At 65.0% G+C, this 22169-nt stretch carries 22 protein-coding genes; 15 read left to right on the forward strand and 7 right to left on the reverse strand.

Going from position 1 to position 22169, the window contains the following annotated elements:
* Window positions 1-111 precede the first annotated feature (111 nt).
* From G3A50_RS03525 to G3A50_RS03540, 4 genes are all read left to right on the forward strand, one after another.
* Window positions 112-1122: an ABC transporter substrate-binding protein gene (locus tag G3A50_RS03525; protein WP_163073971.1), complete on the forward strand. Its 1011-nt coding sequence runs from the start codon at window positions 112-114 to the stop codon at window positions 1120-1122.
* 4 nt (window positions 1123-1126) lie between these two features.
* Entirely contained in the window at window positions 1127-1999 is an 873-nt protein-coding gene (locus tag G3A50_RS03530; RefSeq protein ID WP_163073972.1) for an ABC transporter ATP-binding protein, read from the forward strand.
* Complete coding sequence (locus G3A50_RS03535; RefSeq protein WP_163073973.1) at window positions 1992-2804, forward strand: ABC transporter permease; 813 nt, start codon at window positions 1992-1994, stop codon at window positions 2802-2804. The genes G3A50_RS03530 and G3A50_RS03535 overlap by 8 nt, the downstream gene beginning before the upstream one ends.
* 135 nt (window positions 2805-2939) lie before the next feature.
* Complete coding sequence (locus tag G3A50_RS03540; RefSeq protein ID WP_163073974.1) at window positions 2940-3389, forward strand: RrF2 family transcriptional regulator; 450 nt, start codon at window positions 2940-2942, stop codon at window positions 3387-3389.
* Window positions 3390-3430: 41 nt separating this feature from the next.
* Here G3A50_RS03540 and G3A50_RS03545 read toward each other — a convergent pair whose 3' ends face one another.
* The 4 genes from G3A50_RS03545 to G3A50_RS03560 all read right to left on the reverse strand — a co-directional run bounded on the left by G3A50_RS03545 (window position 3431) and on the right by G3A50_RS03560 (window position 6248).
* Window positions 3431-4210, reverse strand: a complete 780-nt coding sequence (locus tag G3A50_RS03545; RefSeq protein WP_163073975.1) for a MetQ/NlpA family ABC transporter substrate-binding protein — start codon at window positions 4208-4210, stop codon at window positions 3431-3433.
* Between the two features lie 15 nt (window positions 4211-4225).
* Window positions 4226-4891 (reverse strand): methionine ABC transporter permease, encoded by a 666-nt coding sequence (locus G3A50_RS03550; RefSeq protein WP_163073976.1) that lies wholly within the window; start codon window positions 4889-4891, stop codon window positions 4226-4228.
* Window positions 4881-5921 carry a methionine ABC transporter ATP-binding protein gene (locus G3A50_RS03555; protein ID WP_163073977.1) on the reverse strand — a complete coding sequence of 347 codons (1041 nt, stop codon included), beginning with the start codon at window positions 5919-5921 and terminating at the stop codon, window positions 4881-4883. The genes G3A50_RS03550 and G3A50_RS03555 overlap by 11 nt, the downstream gene beginning before the upstream one ends.
* 123 nt (window positions 5922-6044) lie before the next feature.
* Window positions 6045-6248 (reverse strand): hypothetical protein, encoded by a 204-nt coding sequence (locus tag G3A50_RS03560; protein ID WP_163073978.1) that lies wholly within the window; start codon window positions 6246-6248, stop codon window positions 6045-6047.
* Between the two features lie 448 nt (window positions 6249-6696).
* Here G3A50_RS03560 and G3A50_RS03565 point away from each other — a divergent pair, with 448 nt between their 5' ends.
* The 4 genes from G3A50_RS03565 (at window position 6697) to G3A50_RS03580 (ending at window position 9854) form a co-directional block, all read left to right on the forward strand.
* The gene (locus tag G3A50_RS03565; protein WP_163073979.1) at window positions 6697-7497 is read left to right on the forward strand and encodes a MetQ/NlpA family ABC transporter substrate-binding protein; all 801 of its coding nucleotides are present in this window, start codon (window positions 6697-6699) and stop codon (window positions 7495-7497) included.
* Window positions 7498-7575: 78 nt separating this feature from the next.
* A complete protein-coding gene (locus G3A50_RS03570; RefSeq protein WP_163073980.1) occupies window positions 7576-8355 on the forward strand; it encodes an amino acid ABC transporter substrate-binding protein in 780 nt (259 codons plus the stop codon).
* A 75-nt stretch (window positions 8356-8430) separates the two neighbouring features.
* Window positions 8431-9111 carry an amino acid ABC transporter permease gene (locus G3A50_RS03575; RefSeq protein WP_163077255.1) on the forward strand — a complete coding sequence of 227 codons (681 nt, stop codon included), beginning with the start codon at window positions 8431-8433 and terminating at the stop codon, window positions 9109-9111.
* Window positions 9108-9854 carry an amino acid ABC transporter ATP-binding protein gene (locus G3A50_RS03580; protein ID WP_163073981.1) on the forward strand — a complete coding sequence of 249 codons (747 nt, stop codon included), beginning with the start codon at window positions 9108-9110 and terminating at the stop codon, window positions 9852-9854. Before G3A50_RS03575 ends, G3A50_RS03580 begins: the two co-directional genes overlap by 4 nt.
* A 68-nt stretch (window positions 9855-9922) precedes the next feature.
* On the opposite strand, the gene G3A50_RS03585 is transcribed toward G3A50_RS03580, so the two are convergent.
* From G3A50_RS03585 to G3A50_RS03595, 3 genes are all read right to left on the reverse strand, one after another.
* The gene (locus tag G3A50_RS03585) at window positions 9923-10672 is read right to left on the reverse strand and encodes a transporter substrate-binding domain-containing protein (RefSeq protein ID WP_170308623.1); all 750 of its coding nucleotides are present in this window, start codon (window positions 10670-10672) and stop codon (window positions 9923-9925) included.
* An 84-nt stretch (window positions 10673-10756) separates the two neighbouring features.
* Entirely contained in the window at window positions 10757-12256 is a 1500-nt protein-coding gene (locus G3A50_RS03590) for a tripartite tricarboxylate transporter permease (RefSeq protein ID WP_163073982.1), read from the reverse strand.
* A complete protein-coding gene (locus G3A50_RS03595) occupies window positions 12256-12717 on the reverse strand; it encodes a tripartite tricarboxylate transporter TctB family protein (protein WP_163073983.1) in 462 nt (153 codons plus the stop codon). Before G3A50_RS03595 ends, G3A50_RS03590 begins: the two co-directional genes overlap by 1 nt.
* A gap of 90 nt (window positions 12718-12807) precedes the next feature.
* Between G3A50_RS03595 and G3A50_RS03600 the strand changes: the two genes are divergently transcribed.
* Genes G3A50_RS03600 through G3A50_RS03630 form a run of 7 tightly spaced genes read left to right on the forward strand, consistent with a single transcriptional unit; the run spans window position 12808 to window position 22128 of the window.
* Window positions 12808-13791 (forward strand): Bug family tripartite tricarboxylate transporter substrate binding protein, encoded by a 984-nt coding sequence (locus G3A50_RS03600; protein ID WP_163073984.1) that lies wholly within the window; start codon window positions 12808-12810, stop codon window positions 13789-13791.
* 20 nt (window positions 13792-13811) lie between these two features.
* A complete protein-coding gene (locus tag G3A50_RS03605; protein ID WP_163073985.1) occupies window positions 13812-15146 on the forward strand; it encodes an LLM class flavin-dependent oxidoreductase in 1335 nt (444 codons plus the stop codon).
* A gap of 35 nt (window positions 15147-15181) precedes the next feature.
* Complete coding sequence (locus tag G3A50_RS03610) at window positions 15182-16330, forward strand: ABC transporter ATP-binding protein (protein ID WP_163073986.1); 1149 nt, start codon at window positions 15182-15184, stop codon at window positions 16328-16330.
* On the forward strand, window positions 16327-18060 hold the full coding sequence (locus G3A50_RS03615; protein ID WP_163073987.1) for an ABC transporter permease: 1734 nt from the start codon (window positions 16327-16329) through the stop codon (window positions 18058-18060). Before G3A50_RS03610 ends, G3A50_RS03615 begins: the two co-directional genes overlap by 4 nt.
* Window positions 18061-18074: 14 nt before the next feature.
* The gene (locus G3A50_RS03620; RefSeq protein ID WP_163073988.1) at window positions 18075-19634 is read left to right on the forward strand and encodes an FAD-dependent oxidoreductase; all 1560 of its coding nucleotides are present in this window, start codon (window positions 18075-18077) and stop codon (window positions 19632-19634) included.
* A gap of 8 nt (window positions 19635-19642) precedes the next feature.
* The gene (locus G3A50_RS03625) at window positions 19643-21031 is read left to right on the forward strand and encodes an LLM class flavin-dependent oxidoreductase (RefSeq protein ID WP_163073989.1); all 1389 of its coding nucleotides are present in this window, start codon (window positions 19643-19645) and stop codon (window positions 21029-21031) included.
* A 23-nt stretch (window positions 21032-21054) separates the two neighbouring features.
* Window positions 21055-22128: an ABC transporter substrate-binding protein gene (locus tag G3A50_RS03630; protein WP_163073990.1), complete on the forward strand. Its 1074-nt coding sequence runs from the start codon at window positions 21055-21057 to the stop codon at window positions 22126-22128.
* The last annotated feature ends 41 nt before the right edge of the window (window positions 22129-22169 follow it).

Raw genomic sequence — 22169 nt, forward strand, 5'->3', positions numbered from 1 at the left:
ATCCACGTTCCATGAGCGCCGAGGCAGCGGCGGAGAGAAGTCTCTATAGTATATTGACTTTGTATAATAAAGCTCTGAATGTTGGTCATCCCAAGACATGGAGCCTTTCCCATGCGCGTTCGCGCCCTGCTCGCTGCTGCCACATTTTCACTAGTGTGGGTCGCTGGTTCATCCGCTGTCTCCTCCGCCCGCGCGGAGACGAGTGAGTTGCGGATCGCCCAGCAGTTCGGAATCGCCTATCTGCCCCTGATCGTCGCGAAGGAGCAGAAACTCATCGAGAAACACGCCGCCACCGCCGGCGTAAACGATCTCAAAGTCGAGTGGCTGCGTCTCTCCGGCGCAGCGGCGATGAACGACTCGCTCATTTCCGGTGGGCTGGATTTCGCGACGGCCGGCGTTGCTCCGGCGATCCTCACCTGGGATAAGACGCGCGGCAAGACTGACATCCTGCTGATCGCCGCCCTTGGCTCGATGCCGAATGTGCTGACCACCAACAACCCTGCTGTAGAGACCATCAAGGACTTCACCGATACCGATCGCATCGCCCTGCCCTCGGTCAAGGTCGGGTTCCAGCCGATTGTGCTCCAGATCGCAGCCGAAAAGACGTTCGGCCAGTACGACAAGCTCGATCATCTCACCGTGAGCCTGCCACATCCGGATGCGACGGCCTCGATCCTCTCCGGCACCGGCGGCATTACCGCTCACTTCACGTCGCCGCCCTTCTTCGAGCAGCAGCTCCAGAACGACAAGGTTCATGCGGTGCTGAACAGCTACGATGTGCTCGGCGGCCCGCACACCTTCAACGTCGTCTACGGCACGAAGAAGTTTGCGCTGGACAACCCCAAGACCGTCGATGCCTTCGTTACCGCGCTGGACGAGGCCAATGAGTGGATCAAGGCGAACCCGAAAGACGCCGCCGCCCTCTATATCGCCGCCGAGAAGTCGAAGCTGGATCCCGGTTTCGTCGAGGCCATCATTCGCGACCCGCAGATCCGCTTTACGACCGTCCCGGAGCGGGTGGAGGTGTTCGTCGATTTCGAGCACCGCATCGGCCTCATCAAGCAGAAGCCGAGCTGGAAGGAATTGTTCCAGCCGGGCCTGCACGCACGCAATGGGAGTTGAGCCGGTGGGTTGGCTCCCTCCGCAGAACCAGCCGGCGGCCGGTGGCCCACCGCCGCTGGCGGTGGAGCATGTCACTCTGCGCTACCAAACCGATGCCGGAACGGTCACGGCGGTGGAGGATGTGTCCTTCACCATCGGCGCCGGTGAGCGGCTCGCCCTGCTCGGTCCCTCCGGCTGCGGCAAGTCCACGCTGCTGCGCGCCGTGGCCGGCTTCCTCAAGACGAGTTCCGGCGAAATCAGGCTCCATGGCGCGCCGGTGCGCGCGCCGGGGCCAGACCGCATGGTGGTGTTCCAGGAATTCGACCAGCTTCTGCCCTGGCGGACGGTGGCGGGCAACATTGCTTTTGCCCTTCGCCGTGCCCGCGGGCTGGGTCGGGCTGAATCCTTTGAACGCGCGCGCGACTGGGCGGGACGCGTCGGTCTCGGCGGCTTTGCCGATGCCTACCCTCACACCTTGTCGGGCGGCATGAAGCAGCGCTGTGCCATCGCCCGCGCTTTCGCCGTGCAGCCGGCGATCCTGCTGATGGACGAACCCTTTGCCGCGCTCGACGCGCTCTCCCGGCGGCGCATGCAGGACGAACTGCTGGGCCTGTGCGAGGAGACCGGAGCCACGTGCCTGTTCGTCACCCATGCCATCGATGAGGCATTGCATGTGGGCACCCGCGTATTGGTCATGACGCCGCATCCCGGCCGGATCGGGGCGGAATATGCCGTGCCAGATGCGGCACGGCATCGGGGCACCTCCGATTTCGGCCGGCTGGAGATGGAGATCCAGCAGCGCATCTTCGGCGCGGCGCTGCCGGAGGCGAAAACCGCCGCCAGTCTTGCGGCCAGGACGGACGCTCATCACCGCGTCAAGGTTACCCACAATGTCTGAAAGCACCCTCTCGACGTCCGCCCGCCCTGCCCCGTTCACCTTGGGATCCCGCGCACGCCGTCTCGTCATCCTCGTGGGACTTGCCCTGATCTGGGAGTCGTATGCCCGCTGGCTGGGAAACTCGCTCCTGCTGCCAAGCTTTCTGGAGACCTTGGTGGCCTTGTGGGAGAACCTGCGCAACGGCGAACTTCCCGAGCGGGTGCGCGCCTCGCTCGGCATCCTTCTCACCGGCTACGGCATCGGCATCGGCGTCGCCGCGATCATCACCGCGCTGGCCGCGCTGAGCCGTTGGGGCGAGAGCCTGCTGGGCCTGCTGACGGCGATGTTCAATCCGCTGCCCGCGATCGCCCTTCTTCCCGTGGCGCTGCTGTGGTTCGGCGTTGGTGCCTCCAGCCTCGTCTTCGTCATCGTTCATTCAGTGCTCTGGCCCTTGGCGCTCGCCTGTCACGCGGGCTTTCGCGCCGTGCCGCCGACGCTGCGCATGGCGGGACGCAACATCGGGCTCACCGGCCCATCCTATGTCGTCGGGCTGCTGATTCCCGCCGCGCTACCGTCCATCCTGTCGGGACTGCGCCTCGGCTGGGCTTTCGCCTGGCGCACCCTAATCGCGGCCGAAATGGTGTTCGGGGCCAGTGCGCGAGAGGGTGGCCTCGGCTGGTTCATATTCGTCAACCGCTCTCAGCTCGAAACCGCCAATGTCTTCGCCGGTTTGCTGACCGTGATTCTAATCGGGCTGGCCGTCGAGAGCTTTGTGTTCGCCACTCTCAACCGTCTGACCGTGCAGCGCTGGGGACAGGAAGCCTGAGAGTTGGCGCACCGCGGCAAGACGCTTTCTACCTCAACAAACTCGCTCGATTGAATATCTGCCCCGTTACTGGCACATCAGGGCGGGCTCGCCATATGTGGTATGCGCCCAGCAGGCTTTGAGGACGGATCATCTATGCTGACGAACCGGGGCAAGTATGGCCTCAAGGCGATGCTGCACCTGGCGGCGCAAGCGCCGGGCACCAGTTTGGGCGGACAGGAAATTGCCGACGCCAATAACATTCCCAAGAAATTCCTGGACGCCATTCTGCTCGATCTGCGCCATGCTGGAATGCTACGCTCGCGCAAGGGGCCGGGCGGTGGCTATACGCTTGCGCGCTCCATCTCCGACATCCGGGTCGGGCACATCATTCGCGTGCTCGACGGCCCCCTGGCGCCAATCGGCTGTGCCAGCAAGAGTGCCTATGTGCCCTGCCAGGATTGCCGCGATGTTGGCTCCTGTGCCGTACGTATCACCATGACCAAGGTGCGGGACGCGATGTCGGATATTCTCGACCGCATGTCGCTGAAAGACATGATGACCTATGCCGAGAATGCCGACATCGACCTGATGTATCACATCTGAGCCGAGCCACGCTTATCCCGAATTATCATGGGTGAGTCGCCTCACCACGCCGGCAGGACCGCGCCCTTGAATTTTTCCACGACGAACGCCTTCACCTGCGGCGAGTGATAGGCTTCGATCAGCGTCTTGATCCCGGGCCTGTCTTTGTCAGCCGAGCGGATCGCGATGACGTTCACATAAGGGCCCTTGGCCTCCTCCTTGAGGATCGGATCCTTGGTGGGATCGAGCCCGGCTGATACGGCGTAATTGGTGTTGATCGCGGCGGCGGCGACATCATCGAGCGAACGCGGCGTCTGCGCGGCATCGAGTTCGATGAAGCGCAGCTTTTTCGGGTTGCCGATTACGTCGGCCGGGCTCGGCTTGAAGCCGACGCCGGCGCGCAGCGTGATGACACCGCGATCCTGCAGCAACAGTAGCGCCCGCCCGCCATTGGTCGGGTCGTTCTGGATCGCAATGGTGGCGCCATCCGGCACCTCGGCCCAACTCTTGTAGGTCTTGGAATAGATGCCGAGCGGAAAATTCACTGTGGGCGCCACGCTCTCGATCTTGTAGCCCCGATCGGCAACCTGGTTGTCGAGATAGGGCTGGTTCTGGAACGAGTTGGCGTCCAGCTCGCCGGCATTCAGCGCCTCGTTCGGCACCACGTAGTCCGAGAATTCGGTGATGATCAGGTCAAGCCCCTTGGCGGCAGCTACCGGCTTCACGGCCTCCATTATCTGTGCGTGCGGTCCGGGCGTCACGCCGATGCGCAGGATTTCCGCCTGAGCGGCGCCGGTAAGGAGAGTGACGCCGAGGACGACGAGCGAGCGAAGCAATGTCATGGTTGATCCTTCAGCCTATTGCCGTCGCAGGCGTCGGTTGACCCGCCGCGCGACATATTCACCGAGGGTTTGAAATCCCTGAACCAGCACGATGAGCACGATCACCACGACCAGCATCACCTCCGGCATAAAGCGCTGGTAGCCGTAGCGGATGCCGAGATCGCCCAAGCCTCCGCCGCCGACCGCGCCAACCATGGCGGAGTTCGACAGCAGGCTGACAACAGCCAGCGTGATGCCAAGCACGAGACCCGGCAGCGCCTCGGGGATCAGCACCTTGCGCACGATCTGCAACGGTGTGGCTCCCATCGCCAATGACGCTTCCACCAGGCCGTAATCGACTTCCCGGATCGCCGCCTCGACGATGCGCGCGATGAATGGTGTCGCGGCAATGGTCAGCGGCACGATGGCCGCCGTGGTGCCGATGGAGGTGCCGGCGATCAGCCGGGTGAAGGGGATGATGGCGACGACGAGGATGATGAAAGGTGTCGAGCGGGTAGCGTTCACCACCACGCCGAGCACGCCGTTCAGCTTCGGGGCGGCGAACAGCTCGCCCTGGCCGCTGGTGGCGAGGAAAATGCCGAGCGGCAGGCCGAGCAGCGTGCCAATGAGGGTCGCGACGCCGACCATGTAGAGCGTCTCGAGCGTCGAATTGAGGATGAGGCGGAGGAGTTCAGGCGACATGGCCGAGCATCTCCAGCTGGATGTCCGGGCTCGCCAGTGCCGCGCTCACCGCACCGCTGGTCCAGCTCGCCGTCGGCACGCCCATGAACAGCAGCGCGAACGGGTGGCCGCCAATGCTGTCGATCTGGCCGCCGAGGATGGCGACATCGATGCCGAGCGCCCGCGCCAGCTTGGTTACGGTCGGCTGGGTGGCCGCCTCCCCGGTCAGCGTCAGACGCAAAATAGTCTGGGACGATGCCTCCACCGGCGCGCCGAGCTGGGCCTTGACGCTGGCGGGCAGTTCGCGCCCGGCAAGGCTGCCGACGAAGGAGCGCGCCGTCGCGGTCTGCGGGTGTGCGAACACCTGGTGGACCGGGCCCTCCTCGATGATCGCGCCGTCGTCGATCACACCGACGCGGTGACAGATTTCCTTGATGACGGTCATCTCGTGGGTGATCAGCACGATGGTGAGGCCGAGCTCGGCATTCACCCGCGCCAACAGCGCGAGGATGGAGCGTGTTGTCTCGGGATCGAGTGCCGAGGTCGCCTCGTCCGACCGCAGCACCTTGGGCTCGGTGGCCAGCGCACGGGCGATGCCGACGCGCTGCTTCTGGCCGCCGGAGAGCTCCACCGGATGGCGGTCACGTTTGTCGCCCAGCCCAACCAGCTCCAGCAGCGGCGTCACGCGCTTTTCAATCTCGCGACGGCTAAGGCCGAGCAGCTCGAGTGGCAGCGCGACATTGCCGAAGGCCGAGCGTGAGGACAGCAAATTGAAGTGCTGGAAGATCATGCCGATCTTGCGGCGCTCCTCGCGCAGCGCACGCTCATCGAGCTTGTCGATGGCGATGCCGTCGACCCGCACCTCACCGCCGGTCGGGCGCTCCAGCCCGTTAATTGTGCGGATCAGGGTCGACTTGCCGGCGCCGGAACGGCCGATGACGCCATAAATCTCGCCACGCGGCACATGCAAGCTCACGCCGCGCAGCGCCTCGACGGCCGTGTCGCTGCCGCGGGCCGGAAAGGTCTTCCACACACCGTCGAGTTCGATCATCGGGCGCGCATCATCACTCCCGTTCCGGTTTTCCGGGGCTGGCTTGGCAACCGCCGGCGGTCCGGCGCCGCCAGCGGCACTGTTCAACGGAAAAGTCTCGGACAGCCTGGCACGCTCAGCCTGTCAGGCCGCGCAGGCCAGAGCCGGTGAACCGGCGGCCCGGCGCGGCACGCTGCCGAACCCGAGCCGGCGCTGCTCGCGCGCCAGCAGGGCGGCAACCCGCTCGGCGCTAAGGCCATCGCGCTTCAGCACAAGGCCAATGATGGGGTCGGCCAATATGTCGTCGAGCCGCGGCTCGCCGGCGGCAAAGGAGATGAAATCGGTCATGGTCTAGGTCCCTGAACCGGAGGGCGCCTGTGGCGCAACTGCAATCCGGCTAAAGCTGCTGAAAAGATACGAGACGAAGCAACGTCACACGCAGCAGGGACAACACATCTTGGTCATGGCTCGGCCTCCTAAAGGCATCGTCAAAACGACCCGACCACGACCATCGTGGCGCTTTAGCAATTGGTGACGCGGTGCAAGCTGCCGGGCTCAAATCCCGCGGCCAATCAGCGAATACAAATTATTCACCGATCAACAACGGCTTTACGATTAACCAACCACTTCAAATTGTCAATTGGATTGATAGGCCCTTGTGCGGTCGCCCACGATCTGTGCATCACGCCTAACAAATATGCATACCTAGTATTCCATAAATTAAATAGATTATTGTCGGATTCGGGGCTCCTCTCAGGGAACAAGGCGCGTGGCGCCGTCATTCAGGGGAGCCTCCATGTCCATTAGCCGTTTCATCAACGTTGCGGCCGGCATCGCCGTTGCCGCCCTCATAAGCGCCCTGCCCGCGTCAGCGGCTGAAAAGATCAAGCTCGGCGTCATCGGCGGCGACGAGGAAGAGATCGCCGAAGTCGTCAAGAAGGTCGCGGCCAAGGACGGCATAGACATCCAGATCATCGCCTTCTCCGACTACACGCTGCCCAATGAGGCGCTGTCGCGCGGCGATCTCGACGCCAATGCGTTCCAGCACCAGCCCTATCTCGACGCGCAGATCGCCGCGCGCGGCTACAAGATCGTCCCCGCCGGCTTCACCATCGTCGAGCCGATCGGCTTCTATTCGACCAAGCTCAAGGCGTTCAAGGACCTGCCGCAGGGCGCACAGATCGGCATTCCCAACGATCCCAGCAATGGCGGCCGCGCGCTCAACCTGCTGGCCGCCAACGGCCTGATCAAGGTGAAGCCGGGCAAGGGCCTGCTGCCGACGACCCTCGACGTGATCGACAATCCCAAGCAGGTGAAGTTTCGCGAGCTCGACGCCGCGCTGCTGCCCAAGCAGCTGCCCGATCTCGACGGCGCCGTGATCAACACCAATTACGCCCTCGGTGCCAAGCTCGACCCGCGCAAGGACGCGCTGGTTCAGGAAAGCCGTACCGAAAACCCCTATGGCAATTTCGTCGCGGTGCGCTCCGGGGATGAGGGCAAGCCCACGATCCGCAAGCTGGTCGCAGCCTATCAGTCGCCGGACGTGAAGGCGTTTCTGGAAACCCGGTTCAAGGGCGCCGTGCTGCCGGCGTGGTGAGCCACTAGCTGCCCGCCTCGATCACCCCACTTTAGCATTCAAGCAGGCAGCGCCCCTTAGAGCGCAGGAGACAGACCCATGAAATGGATGCACTCACTTATCGCAATCGGCCTCGTCGCCGCCTTGCAGACGGTCGCTGCCGCGCCGAGCCGTGCCGACGACCTCGACGCTATCAAGGCCGCCGGAATCATCAAGATCGGCACCGAGGGCACCTATGCCCCCTTCACCTATCATGACGGCAGTAACAAGCTGGTCGGCTTCGATGTCGAGATCGGTGAAGCCATCGCTGCGAAGCTCGGCGTGAAGGCGGAATTCCTCGAGGGCAAATGGGACGGGCTGATCGCCGGCCTCGATGCCAAGCGCTACGACGCCGTGATCAACCAGGTCGGCATCACCGACGCCCGCAAGGCCAAATACGACTTCTCCGATCCCTATATCGCCTCAAAAGCCGTGCTGATCGTGCGTGACGACAATACCGACATCAAGGGCTTCGCCGACCTGAAGGGCAAGAAGGCGGCGCAGTCGCTGACCAGCAATTTCGGCAAGCTTGCCGAGACGAACGGCGCCAGCCTTGTCGGCACGGACGGCTTCGACCAGTCGATCCAGCTGGTGCTCAACGGGCGTGCCGACGCCACGGTCAATGACAGCCTGTCGTTTCTCGACTTTAGGAAGCACAAGCCGGACGCCAAGGTGAAGATCGTCGCCACCGAGGACAATGCCGATTATTCCGGCGTGATCGTGCGCAAGGGCAACCCGAAGCTGGTCGAAGCCATCAACAAGGCGCTCACCGACATCAAGGCGGACGGCACCTATAAGGCGATCTCGGCGAAATATTTCGGCGCCGACGTTTCCAAATAGTCCCACCGTCCTAATGTGACGACAGAAGGGGTCGCCCTGCCTGGGCGGCCCTTTCTCATGAACGGAAGCCGCGCTGTGCCCTATTGGCTCGAACTTATGCTGAACTCGGCCGCCCCGCTGCTGTGGGCGGCGCTGGTGTTCACGGTCCCACTTACCCTGCTGTCCTTCGCGCTCGGCCTGACGCTTGGCTTCGTCGTTGCGCTGATCCGCTTGTTCGGCCCGAAGCCGCTGGTGGCGGTGGTGCGGTTCTATGTCTGGATCATTCGCGGCACCCCGCTGCTTGTGCAATTGTTTCTGATCTTCTACGGCCTGCCGAGCATCGGCATCGTGCTGGACGCGTTTCCGGCCGCGCTGATCGGCTTCACGCTGAACGTCGGCGCCTACACCTCGGAGATCGTGCGCGCGGTGATCGGCTCGATCCCCAACGGGCAGTGGGAGGCGAGCTATTCCATCGGCATGACGTGGCAGCAGGCGCTGCGCCGGACCGTGCTGCCGCAGGCGCTGCGCGTGGCGGTGCCGCCGCTGTCGAACTCGTTTATCTCGCTGGTTAAGGACACCTCGCTGGCCGCCGCCGTGACGGTGCCGGAGCTGTTCCAGGCGGCGCAGCGCATCGTCGCCACCAGCTATGAGCCGCTGATCATCTATATCGAGGCCGCGCTGATCTATCTGGCGCTTTCTTCGGTGCTCTCCGCCCTGCAGGTGCGGCTGGAGCGCCATTTCGGCCGCTATGGCGGCTTCGTGAAAGCGTCGTCATGATCGCGCTCACCGACATCGAGATGAGCTTCGGCGATCTCGCCGTCCTCAAATCCGTCAGCCTCAGAATTGCCGAGGGCAGCGTCACCGCGCTGATCGGCCCGTCCGGCTCGGGCAAGAGCACGCTGCTGCGCTGCGTGAACCTGCTGGAAATCCCGCAGGCCGGCGAGCTGGTCATTGGCGGGGACCGTGTAGAATTCGTGCCCGGCAAGCGGCCGGAGCGCGACGCGATTTTGCGGGTGCGGCGCCAGACCGGCATGGTGTTCCAGAACTTCCAGCTGTTCCCGCACCGCACCGCGCTGGGCAATGTCATGGAGAGCCTCGTCACGGTGCTGAAATGGCCGGAGGGCAAGGCCCGGGCCCGCTCGCTGGAACTGCTCGACAAGGTCGGCCTCGCCCACAAGGCCGATGCCTGGCCGGCGCAGCTGTCCGGCGGGCAGCAGCAACGCGTGGCGATCGCCCGCGCGCTGGCCCCGGCGCCGAAGGTGTTGCTGTGCGACGAGCCGACCTCCGCGCTCGACCCGGAGCTTGCCGTCGAGGTGGTGGAAGTCATCGCGCAGCTGGCGCGCGAGGGCACCACCATGCTGATGGCCACGCATGATCTGCGGCTCACCGCGAACATCGCGCATGAGGTGGCGTTCCTTGATGGCGGCCACATCCTTGAGACCGGCCCCGCCCGCGCGCTGTTCGCCGCCCCGGTCCAGGAGCGCACCCGGCAGTTCATCTCGACGCTGCTGACGCAGTAAGGACTGCGAACCTTCCGGCCCATCAGCGGTGAGGCGGCTCCGCCACGACGCGCACCCGCGCTTCGCCGTCACGCAACGGAGACGCTCAGTCCCTGCACACGGTGCCTCGCGATCAGTTCGGCGACGAAGCCGGAGCTCTTGGCTGCCGCAATGAAGCTCGTGAGGTAGGCGAGCGCCGCAGCTTTCGCCTTGGGCGTTCCAATCGCCTGCTGCACCGCCATGAAGCGCCCCGGCAACAGGGTCGACCCGGGAAGCAGAGCCTGATCCGAAATCAACCGCGGGCGAAGCCCCGCGAGCGCGTCCAGTCCTTGATCGGCAAAATCCTCCCGCGCCGCGTCCATGGTCGAGGAGCGCACCAGCGTGGCGTGCTGGATGTTGCGGTCGAGCCATAGCCCATAGGCGGTGCGCCCCGTCACCGCGATGCGAAGACCCGGCGCATCGACGTCCCCCGTGCTTTGCAAATTAGAGCCTTCGGGGACCAGATAGGTCGCCTCGATCTCCACATAGGATGGGGTGAAGCTGATCACTTCGGCCCGCTGCGGCTCGGCCCCAATCAGCCCAATATCCCATTCGTCGTGCAAGGCCGCGTCGGCCAGAAGACCGGGCGACTCGTACGGCACCAATTGCAGCCTGACCCCGAGGTGGTTGGCGATCGCGCCGGCCAGGTCGGGCGACACCCCGACCGGCGAACCCTGCGCATCGCGGCTCGAGACCAGCAGAAAGTTCGAGAGATTGATGCCGGCGCGAAGTACGCCGCCTGGGGCAAGCAGGTCGCGCAAGGCGGGAGAGATGGGATCGATGGTCGGGCTGAACGCCATGTTGGCTACTCGGTACTGAACAGAAAGGATCCGGCCCGCATCCTATGCCGGATCATGACAAACGGTCATGGGACATCGCTCTCCTTACTCCACGAACACCTCCTCGCGACGCTTGCGCACCGACGGCAGAACCGCCACGACCAGTAGGGCAGCCGTCGCCAGCAGCAGCGTCAGGCTGATCGGCTTTTCGACAAACGTCATCGGGTTGCCGTGCGCGACCAGCATGGCGCGGCGGAAATTCTCTTCCAGCATCGGCCCGATGATGAAGCTGAGCAGCAGGGGCGTCGGGTCGCAATCCAGCCGCGACAACGCGTAACCGAACAGCCCGGCGGCGAACAGCACGACCACATCGAAAGTTGAGTTGTTCACGCTGTAGGCGCCGATGCAGCAGAACAGGATGATCGCCGGCACCAGCCGCCTGTAAGGGATGCGCAGGATCGACACCCAGATGGCGATCAGCGGCAGGTTGATGATCAGCAGCATCGCGTTGCCGATCCACATCGAACACACCAGCCCCCAGAAGAGATCCGGGCGCTGCGTCACCACTTGCGGCCCCGGCGAAATGCCGTGGATCGTCATGGCACCGATCATCAGCGCCGTGACCGCGCCGGACGGCATGCCCAGCGTGAGCATCGGCACGAAGGAGGTCTGCGCCGCGGCATTGTTGGCGCTCTCGGGCGAGGCGAGCCCCTCGATCGCGCCCTTGCCGAAGCGTTCCGGCGTGCGGGAAATCTTCTTTTCCAGCATGTAGGCGGTAAACGAGGCGAGCAGCGTGCCGCTTCCCGGCAGGATGCCGAGTACCGTGCCGACGCCGGTGCCGCGCAGGATCGGCAGCGCCGAGGCTTTCAGGTCCGCCCATTTCGGCCACAGCCCGGAAATCTTGTTGCTCAGCACCGAACCGTCGCCCGGTGTCTCCAGCGTGCGCAGGATTTCGGATATGCCGAACAGCCCCATCGCCAGCGGGATGAAATCGATGCCGTCGCGCAGTTCCTGAATGCCGAAGGTGAAGCGCGCCTTGCTGGTCTCGACATCGGTGCCGATGAGCCCGAGCGACAGGCCGATCAGCACCATCACCAGCCCGTTCAGCACCGAGCCCTTGCCCATGACGATGACCGCGACGATGGCGAGCACCATTAGCGCAACATTCTCCGCTGGCCCGAACAGCAGGCCGAGCTCGGACAGCGTCGAGGCCGATCCGGCGATGAAGAAGGTCGAGACCGTGCCGGCGAACAGCGAGCCGATCGCGGCAATCGACAGCGCCACGCCCGCGCGGCCCTGCTTGGCCATCTGGTGACCGTCCAGCGCGGTGATGATACCCGAGGACTCGCCGGGCATGTTTACGAGGATCGCCGTAGTCGAGCCGCCATATTGCGCGCCGTAATAGATGCCGGCCAGCATGATGAGAGCGCCAACGGCTGGCAGCTCAAAAGTCACCGGGAGCAGGATGGCGATCGTGGTCGCCGGCCCGATGCCTGGCAGAACACCGACCAGCGTGCCCAACAGCACGCCGATCAGGCACAGCAGAAGATTCTGCCAGGAAAGCGCGACATCGAAGCCGAGCGCGAGATGACCGAGAAGTTCCATCACAGGAAGTTCGGCAGGATCGGCAGCGGCAGGCCAAGCCCATAGGCGAACACCGCCCCGGCAATGGCAGCGAGCGAGCCCGCAAGCACGACGCGTTCAGCCCAGCCCTCTCCCTGTTGGGCGAGTGAGGAGAAGAACACCGTCGCCGTGGCGCTGGCGAGCAGGCCGATCGGCTGGATCAGCAGCGCGAACGTCAGCACGCCGAAGCTGATGCTGGCTGCCCCACGCCAGTGAAACGGCGCTTCCGGCGCGGCATCGTCTGCGCGGGCGGGCCGGGCAAGCAAAGCCTTGATCAGTATAAGCACGGCCACCGCGAGCAGACCTATGGCGACGGCACGGGGAATAAAGCCGGGTCCCATGCGCACCGCCGTTCCCACCGGGAGATGGCTGCCGAAAGCCAGCAGAGTCAAGGCAAAGGCGGTGCCGAGGCCGGCGGTGAGAACGTCGCGATTAAGGGGCACTGGCAATCTCCAAACTCATTAGTCCATATTTTCTATAGACAATTAGAAATGTCAATTTAGGATCGTGGCGAATTACGGAGGTTCTCAGCGATGAATGGTGTTTTCAGTCTATTAGCCGGCGCCGCACTGGCACTGACGCTCGTCCCCGCGTCCGCCGACGAGGTGGACGTGTCGAAATACCCGCAGTCCCAGGTGCGCATCGTCGTCACCTCGTCAGCGGGCGCCAGCGCCGACGCGCTGACACGGACGGTGGCCCGCGAGCTTGGCAAGATCTGGGGCAAGGACCCCATCGTCGAGAACGTTGCCGGCTCCAACGGCAATATCGGGCTGGAGCAGATCGCGCAGGGCAAGCCTGACGGGCTCTCGATCGTGGTCGGCGGCGACAAGGTGCCGCTCAACGCCATCTTCTTCGGCCCGGAGCTGAAGAGCGACCTGATCAAGGACCTCTCGACCGTCACCAAGGCGGTGTCGAACCCGCAAATCCTCGTGGTCCGACCCTCGCTCGGCGTGAAGAACCTCGATGAATATCTGAAGCTCGCCCGCGAGAAGAACGGCACGCTCACCGTCGGCACGCCGTCCAATGGCGGGGCCCATCACATCGGCCATGAACTGCTCGGCCAGCTCACCGGCACCAAGTACACCTTCATCCCCTACAAGGGCGGCGCCCCGGCGGTGACCGACCTGCTTGGTGGCCATATCGACGCGGTGATCATTACGCTTGCCGCCGTTACCGAGCATGTGCGCGCCGGCCGACTGGTGCCCATCGGCGTCAGCACCGCCAAGCGCTCGGCAGCCCTGCCCGATGTTCCGACCTTCCAGGAGCAGGGCATCAAGGATTTCAACATCGAGACCTGGCAGGGCTTCTTCGTCTCCGCCAAGACGCCGCGCCCGCTGGTCGAGAAGATCAACCGCGACTTCGTTGCCGCACTTAACGCGCCCGAGGTGAAGGGCTTCCTCGAAGGTCAGGGCTTTGCCGTCGTCGCGTCAACCGCCGCCGAAGGCGATGCCGCGGTGCGCAGCGATTTCGAGAACTACAGCCGCGTCATCAAAGCCGCCAACATCAAGCTCGATTGAGCGTTTTCAGGACGACTGCCGTGACGGACAAGCACATCCATCTCAACGTCTTCGTGCCGACCACCGGCCATCACGAGGCGTCTTGGCTCTACAGCGGATCACAGCCCGAGCGCCTGACCGATGTCGATTATTACCGAGAGATCGCGGCGATCGCAGAGCGCGGCAAGTTCGACTCGCTGTTTCTCGCCGACCAGCTCGCGATCGGGCGCAGCGTGAAGCATGTCGCACAGGGCAAGTTGGAACCGCTGACGCTGCTCTCGGCGCTGGCAGGTTCAACCTCGCATATCGGCCTGATCGCCACGGCCTCCACCACCTATTCCGAACCCTATAATCTGGCCCGGCAGTTCGCCTCGCTCGACCATATCAGCGGCGGTCGCGCCGGCTGGAACATCGTCACGTCCTGGTCCGCCGAGGCGGCCGGTAATTTCGGGCTCGACCAGCGCAACTCGCACACCGACCGCTACCACCGCGCGACGGAGTATGTCGAAGTGGTGCGCAAGCTGTGGGACAGCTGGGAGGACGACGCCCGCGTGCTGGACCGCACGCGCGGCATCTATGCCGACACCGCCCGCATCCACGCCATCCACCATCAGGGCGAAACCTTCCGGGTCCGCGGGCCGCTCGACGTGCCGCGCTCGCCGCAGGGCAACCCGGTGCTGGTGCAGGCCGGCTCGTCCGATGAGGGCCGGGGCTTCGCCGCGCGCTACGCCGAGGCGATCTTCACCGCCCAGCAGGATCTTTCCGAGGCACAGGATTTCTACGCCGATGTGAAGCGCCGCGCTCTTGCGTTCGGCCGCGATCCGGAGGGCATCAAGATATTGCCCGGCCTGTCGCCGATCCTCGGCTCTACCGACGTTGAAGCCCGCGCGCTGGAAGAGGAACTTGACGACCTCACGCTGCCCGTGGTCGGCCTCAAGCACCTTTCGCAGCGCTTTGACGGCTTCGATTTCAGCGTCTTTCCGCTGGACGAGCGCATCCCGATCGAGTCGTTCCCCCGCCCGGAGACGGTGCAGGGTGCGCAGAGCCGCTCGCAGGTCATTCTCAACATCGTCGAGCGCGAAAAGCCGACGCTGCGCCAGTTGCTGCGCCGCCTTGCCGGCGGTCGCGGCCACAAGGTGCTGGCCGGCACGCCGAAAGCGGTTGCCGACCATATCCAGTTCTGGGTCGAGCAGCGCGCGGCGGACGGCTTCAACATCATGCCGGCCTTCATGCCGGGCGGGCTCAGCGCCTTCGTCGACGAGGTCGTGCCGATCCTGCAGGCGCGCGGGCTGTTCCGCCGCGACTACACCGGCCGGACGCTGCGCGAGCATTACGGCCTCACGCGCCCCGAGAGCCGCTACGCCCGCTCGGCATGAACCATCCTCAAGACGACGCGTACCCGGAGTTCGCCATGAACTTTTATTCGCCTGCCACCGGCATCGTGCTCGATGCTCCCGTTGCGACCGACCAACCCCCGCGGCTGGAATTGCGCGACCTGCGCAAGCGGCTCGGTGATACGGCGGCCGTGAACGGCATCGATCTGCAAGTGGCGGCCGGCGAAAGCGTGGTGCTGCTCGGCCCCTCCGGCTGCGGCAAGACCACGACGCTGCGCATGGTGGCGGGCTTCCTACAGCCGGAGGGCGGCGAGATCCATCTCGACGGCGTGCTGGCCTCGAACGCCTCCTTCGCGCTGCCCCCGGAGAAGCGCCACCTCGGCATGGTGTTCCAGACCTATGCGGTGTGGCCGCACAAGACGGTGGCGGAAAATGTCGGCTACGGCCTCGTGGTTGCCGGCAAGAAGCGCGCGGAAATCGACCGCGAGGTGGCGGCGGTGCTCGATCTGGTGCAGCTCGGCGATCTTGCCAGGCGCTACCCGTCCGAACTCTCCGGCGGCCAGCAGCAGCGCGTCGCGCTGGCGCGGGCGCTTGCCACCAAGCCGAGTTTGTTGCTGCTCGACGAGCCGCTCTCCAACCTCGACGCCTCGCTGCGGCAGGAGATGCGCTTCGAGCTGCGCGCGCTGCAGAAGCGCATCGGCATCACCACGCTCTATGTCACCCACGACCAGGACGAGGCGCTGGTGCTCGCAGACCGGGTCGTGGTGATGAACAAGGGCCGCATCGAGCAGGTCGGCACCCCGGAAGAGGTCTACCGCACCCCCGCCAGCCGCTTCGTCGGCAATTTCGTCGGCACCGCCAACCTGCTGGAAGGAACCATCGTCACTGTGGATCGCGCCGCCGGCCGGGTGTCGGTGGCGCTCGACGCCGGCGACATCGCCACGGCGCGCGCATCGGCCGGCTGGCTCGCCACCGCAGCGCCCGGACAGCACGCAACATTGCTGCTGCGCCCCGAGGACATCCGTTTCGACCGCCCGCAAAAGCCCGACCAGCAGACCGGCCTCAATGTGCAGTTCGGCTCGGCCGCCTTCCTCGGCAGCCGCTACGAACTCCAGCTCACCGCCAAGGACACGCCCTTGCGCGTGCAGTCGCGCACGCCCGGCACCTTCACAGACGGCCACGCCCGGCTATGGTTCCGCCCGGACAGCGCCTGGGTGGTGGCATGAGCAGCGCCACCCTCTTCACCGACGACCCGCGTGATATACCGGCGGGGCCCGCGCTGCTTCAGCGGCTGTCGGGAATCCAACCGGTCAAGCTGCTCGTCATCGCGTTTGCCATCGTCGTTCTGCTCGCGCTGATCGCCTACCCGCTGGTGCTGCTCACCGGCTACAGCCTGATCGACGCGCAGGGCAACCTGACCTTCGACACCTTCGAGAAGGCGTTTAATCGGCGCGGCATGTGGGCGGCGACGGTGAACTCCACCGTGCTGGTCGGCCTGGTGACGGCAGGTGCCTGCGCACTCGGCATTCCGCTCGCCTGGATCGTGGCGCGCACCGATGCGCCCGGCAAGATGCTCGTGACGCTGGCGGCCGGCATCTCGTTCGTCATCCCCTCCTTCATCTCGGTGGTGTCGTGGATTTTCCTCGCCGCGCCGAACTCCGGCTATCTCAACAAGCTGGCCGTCGAGTATCTCGGCTTCACCCACGCGCCGTTCAACATTATGAGCTTCGGCGGTCTCGTCTTCATCGAAATCATCGGCGTCTATCCGCTGGTGTTCTTTGCGGTCAGCGCGGCGCTGCATAATGTCGATGCCAGCAACGAGCAGGCCGCCCGCGTGCTCGGCGCGGGCCGGCTGCGCACCACGCTGACCATCACGCTGCCGCTGGTGCGGCCGGCGATCCTGTCCGCCATCATCCTGGTGATGCTGGACGCGCTGTCGTCCTTCGGCGCGCCGGCGGCGATCGGCACAATGGCAAACTTCTCGGTCATCACCACCAAGATATACGACCTGCTGAAATTCCCGCCGCAGTTCAACTATGCGGCCGCGGTGGCGATGCCCATCATGGTGTTCACCGCCGTCAGCCTGCTGATCCAGAAATACGCCGTGCGGGCGGAGAACTTCCGCACCCTCACCGGCAAGGCGACCTCCGACCAGATCACCACGCTCGGCCGCTGGCGCTGGGCGGCGGGCGGCTTCTGCATCGTCGTGGTGTTCGCCACCGCCGTGCTGCCCATCGGCGCGCTGCTGCTGCTCTCGGTGCTGTCATCGTTCGGCGCCGACATCACCTTGAGCAACCTCGTCACCAAACATTACGCGCTGATCTTCGACGCCGATTTCGTCGCGCGCGGCTCCATCATCAACAGCCTGCTGCTGGCGCTCGCCACCGCGACGGTTTGCGCCGGGCTCGGGCTGGTGCTCGGCTGGGTGGTAGAGCGGGTGAAGTTCTTCGGCCGCGAGGCCATCACCTTCCTTGTCATGATCGCCTATGGCTTTCCCTCCATTGCCTATGCGGTGGGAATACTGATGGGCTACGTGAACCTTTTCTACGGCACACTGACGCTCATCCTCATCGCCTATGCCGGCAAGCTGCTGCCGATCGCCTTCGTGCTGGTGCGCAACGGCATCCAGCAGCTCTCCACCGACCTGGAGGAGGCCGCGCGCATCTCCGGCGCCGGCTGGCTGCGCAGCGTGCGCGACGTCACTTTCCCGCTGGTGCGCGGCGCGGTTGGCATCGCTTGGGTGCTGGTGTTCTCGCTCAGCCTGCGCGAGCTGTCGATGTCCGCCATCCTCTCTCAGGCGGACACGCAGGTCATGCCCACCGTGGTCATCCAGTTCATCGAGGACGGCGCCATCGAGCTCGCCGCCGCGCTGTCGGTCGTCATCGTCACTGTCAGTCTCTCCATCCTCGGCCTCATTCGCTTCTTCTCGCGGAAGAAGACGGCCGCGGTCAGCTAGCCGGAATGCCCGCCATGCCTGTCAACACATCCACCCCGCCCTTCGACGAAGTCTGGGACGTGCTCGTCGTCGGTTTCGGCTTTGCCGGCGGCGCCTCGGCGATCGCCGCCCATGATGCCGGCGCGCGCGTGCTGCTGATCGAGAAGATGCCCGATCCGGGCGGCATCTCGATCTGCGCCGGCGGCGGCATCCGCACCATCGTGGAGCGCGACGGCGCCCGCGCCTATCTGCGCGAGACGGTTGGCCCCGACGTGCCGGATGACGTGCTCGATGTGGTCGCTGCCGGCATGGCCGAGCTGGAGCCCTATTTCCGCGACCTCGCCACGGTCAACGGCGCCGAAATCGCCGTTCACCGGCGCATCGCCAACTATCCGTTCGCCGGCAATGACGCTTTCGGCACGGTGGAGGTGCTGTCCATCCCCGGCTTCGACGCGCGCACCGAATACCCGCAGGTGCGGGGCCGGCTGCGCGGGCCGAACGTGTTCAAGCTGGTGCACGACAATGTCCGGGCGCGCGGCATCGAGACACGCCTCAATACGGCCGCCGAACGGCTGATCCTCGGCGCCAACGGGGAGGTGCTTGGCGCCATCATCCGCACCAATGGCGAGGTGAAGCGCATCGGCACACGGCGCGGCGTCATCCTCGCCTCCGGCGGCTTCGAGGCCGCGCCCGATCTGCAGCGCAAATACTGGCAGATCCGCCCGGTCCTTCCGGTCGCCACGCGTGGAAATACCGGCGACGGCATCCGCATGGCGCAGGCCGCCGGCGCCGACCTTTGGCACATGTGGCACTTCCACGGCTCCTACGGCTTCCGCCACACCGACCCGGCCTATCCCTATGGCCTGCGGGTCAAGAAACTGCCGGACTGGACGCCGCAGCTGCAGGAGCCGGACGTGCGCATGTCCTGGATCGTGCTGGATCGCCAGGGCCGGCGCTTCATGAACGAGTACCAGCCCTATATCCAGGACACCGGCCATCGGCCGCTCGACCAGTACGACGCGCAGTCGCAGCGCTTCCCGCGCATCCCCGCTTTCCTTGTGGTGGATGAGGACGGACGCAAGCTCTACCCGCTCGGCCAGACCGTGATCAACGACCGCTCGGTCGAGCCCTATGAGTGGAGCGACGATAATTTGAAGGAGGTCGGCAACGGCATCCTGAAGCGCGCCGACAGCGTCGAGGAACTCGCCGCACTGATCGATGCCGATCCCGCCACGGTCGCGGCGAGCCTCGCGCGCTGGAATGCGGCGGTCGCGGCCGGCACGGACGGCGACCACAACCGCCCGGCTGGCTCGCTTTTCCCCGTGAAGAACCCGCCCTTCTATGTCGGCGAGCTGTGGCCGGTGGTCAGCAACACCCAAGGGGGGCCCGCGCATGACGCCCGCCAGCGCGTCCTCAATGCGCATGGCGAGCCAATTCCCGGTCTCTACGAGGCCGGCGAGCTCGGCAGCATCTGGGGCTTTCTCTATCTCGGCGCCGGCAATCTCGCGGAATGCTTCGTCACCGGCCAGATCGCCGGCAAGGACGCCGCCGCACAGCAGCCCGCCGCCCTCCCTTCCGAACTCACAGCCGCCTGAGGTTTCCTATGACCAAGCAGATGGCGCTCGGCGCCTTCCTCTACCCCACCGGCCACCACGCCGCCGCTTGGCGCCACCCGGAGGCGCAGGCCGATGCCGGCATCAACTTCAAGCATTACGCCGAGGTCGCGCAGGCGGCCGAGGCCGCCAAGTTCGACATGCTGTTCCTGGCCGACAGCGCCGGAGCTCGCGGCGAGGACTGGGGCGCGCTGGCGCGCTTCTCCACCCATTATGTCGCGCAGTTCGAGCCGCTGACGCTGCTCGGCGCGCTGGCCGCCGTCACCGAGCGTATCGGCTTGGTCGCCACCGCCTCGACCACCTATAACGAGCCCTACACGCTGGCCCGCAAATTCGCCTCCATCGACCATATCAGCGGCGGGCGTGCGGGCTGGAACCTCGTAACCTCAGGCAATGAGGGCGAGGCCTATAATTTCGGCCGCGACCGCCATCCCCCGCATGATGAGCGCTACAGGCGCGCCACCGAGTTCCTCGCCGTCACCGAGGGGCTGTGGGACTCATGGGAGGACGACGCCTTCGTCCGCGACAAGGACAGCGGCGTCTTCTTCGATCCCGACAAGGTCTACAGCCTCGATCATCGCGGCGAGTATTTCGGAGTTCGCGGGCCGCTCAACATTCCGCGCTCACCGCAGGGCTGGCCGGTGCTGGTGCAGGCCGGCTCGTCTGAGGCCGGCAAGGCTCTGGCCGGCGCCTCGGCCGAAGTCGTCTTCACCGCGCAGCAAACCCTTGCCGACGCGCAGGCGTTCTACCGCGACGTGAAGGCCCGTGCCGTCGCTGCGGGTCGCTCCCCCGACGACGTCAAGATCATGCCGGGCATCTTCCCGTTAGTCGGCCGCACCGAGGCGGAAGCACAGGCGAAGTTCGAGGAACTGCAGAACCTCATCCACCCGGACGTCGCGCTTTCCATCCTCGAGCATCGCCTCGGCATTACGCTGCGCCATCTGCCGCTCGACGGCCCGCTGCCCACCGACATTCCAGTCACCAATGCCGCGCAGAGCCGGCAAGTGCTGCTGCTAGAGCTCGCCCAGCGCGAGGGGCTGTCGATCCTGCAGCTCGGACTGCGTGTCGCTGGTGCGCGCGGCCACTGGCAGGTGATCGGCACGCCGGAGCAGATCGTCGACAAGATGGAGGAGCGCTTCCTCAACGAGGGCGCCGACGGCTTCAACGTCATGCCGCCCTATCTGCCCGGCGGCCTCACCGACTTCATCGAACTTGTGCTGCCCGAACTGCGCCGGCGCGGCCTGTTCCGTACCGATTATGAGGGCCGGACCCTGCGCGAGCATCTCGGGCTCAAGCGCCCGGCCCGTCACCACAAGCACACCAAGGCGATCGACGCCGCAGCCGAGCATACGGCGGCGAAAACGTCCGCCGCCGCCTGATCATTTGACCCTCGGAGACTGACATGACCCTCAATAAGAGAACCCTGCTTAAGGGCGCAGCCGCCGCGCTGCTGATCGCGGGCTCGCTCGCCACCTCGTTCGCCCCTTCCCGCGCCGACACACTGCCGGAGCGCTTCAAGGACCTCTATGAGGCCGCGAAGAAGGAAGGCTCGGTAGTGTTCTACACATCGTACCGGCAGGAAACGAGCACCCAGGTGCTAGAGTTCTGGCGCAAGAACTTCCCCGATGTGAAGCTCAACATCGTGCAGAAGCAGACGCTCGACTTGATCCCGACCATTGAGGCGGAAAAGGCGGCGGGGCGCACCAATCCGGACGTGGTGTTCATCAGCCAGCGCTTCATTCTCGACGACTGGAAGAAGCGCGGCTACCTCACGCCCTACAAGGTGCGTGACTTCGACAAGATCGGCGGCAATTACAAGGATGCCGACGGCACCTATCTCGCGACCGCAGCGACGCTGCTGTCCGCCGCCTACAACCCCAAGGCCTTCCCCGACACATCGGTGCTGCCGAAGAAGATCGCCGACTTCCTCGACCCGAAGTGGAAGGGCAAGATCGTGTTCTCCGACCCGAAGTCGGCGGCCTCGCAACTGACCTGGTTCCAGACCCTCCTGGCCCACAAGATCATCACCTGGGACACCATCAAGGGCTTCGCGAGCCAAGACTTCCTGTTCACGCGGGGCAATGCGGAATCGGTGCGCCTGCTGGTGGCCGGCGAGCGTGATCTCTCGCCGCTGATCTCCTCGCAGAACGTTATCACCGCAAAGGAGAAGGGCCAGAGCATCGAGGCCTACATCCTCGAGGATGGCGTGGTCACCAACGAGAACTACCTCGCCATCTTCAAGGGCGGCCCGAACCCCACGGCAGCCAAGCTGTTGGAAGAGGTGCTGACCAGCGCCGAGGGTCAGGAACTCGTGGCCAATGCCGGCTCCTACATCCCGACCCACCCCGACGCGAAGACGCCGGAAGGCCTGCCCAAGCTCGCCGACCTGAAGATCATCGTCGCGGACCAGGATATCGGCGGCGAGGCCTCGACGAAGTTCCTCGAGCAGTTCGACGCGGTCTTTAACCGCCAGTGACACCCCAGGCCCTTCCGCACGCCGGAAGGGCCTTTTTCCTG

The organism is Ancylobacter pratisalsi (assembly GCF_010669125.1).
Lineage (GTDB): Bacteria > Pseudomonadota > Alphaproteobacteria > Rhizobiales > Xanthobacteraceae > Ancylobacter > Ancylobacter pratisalsi.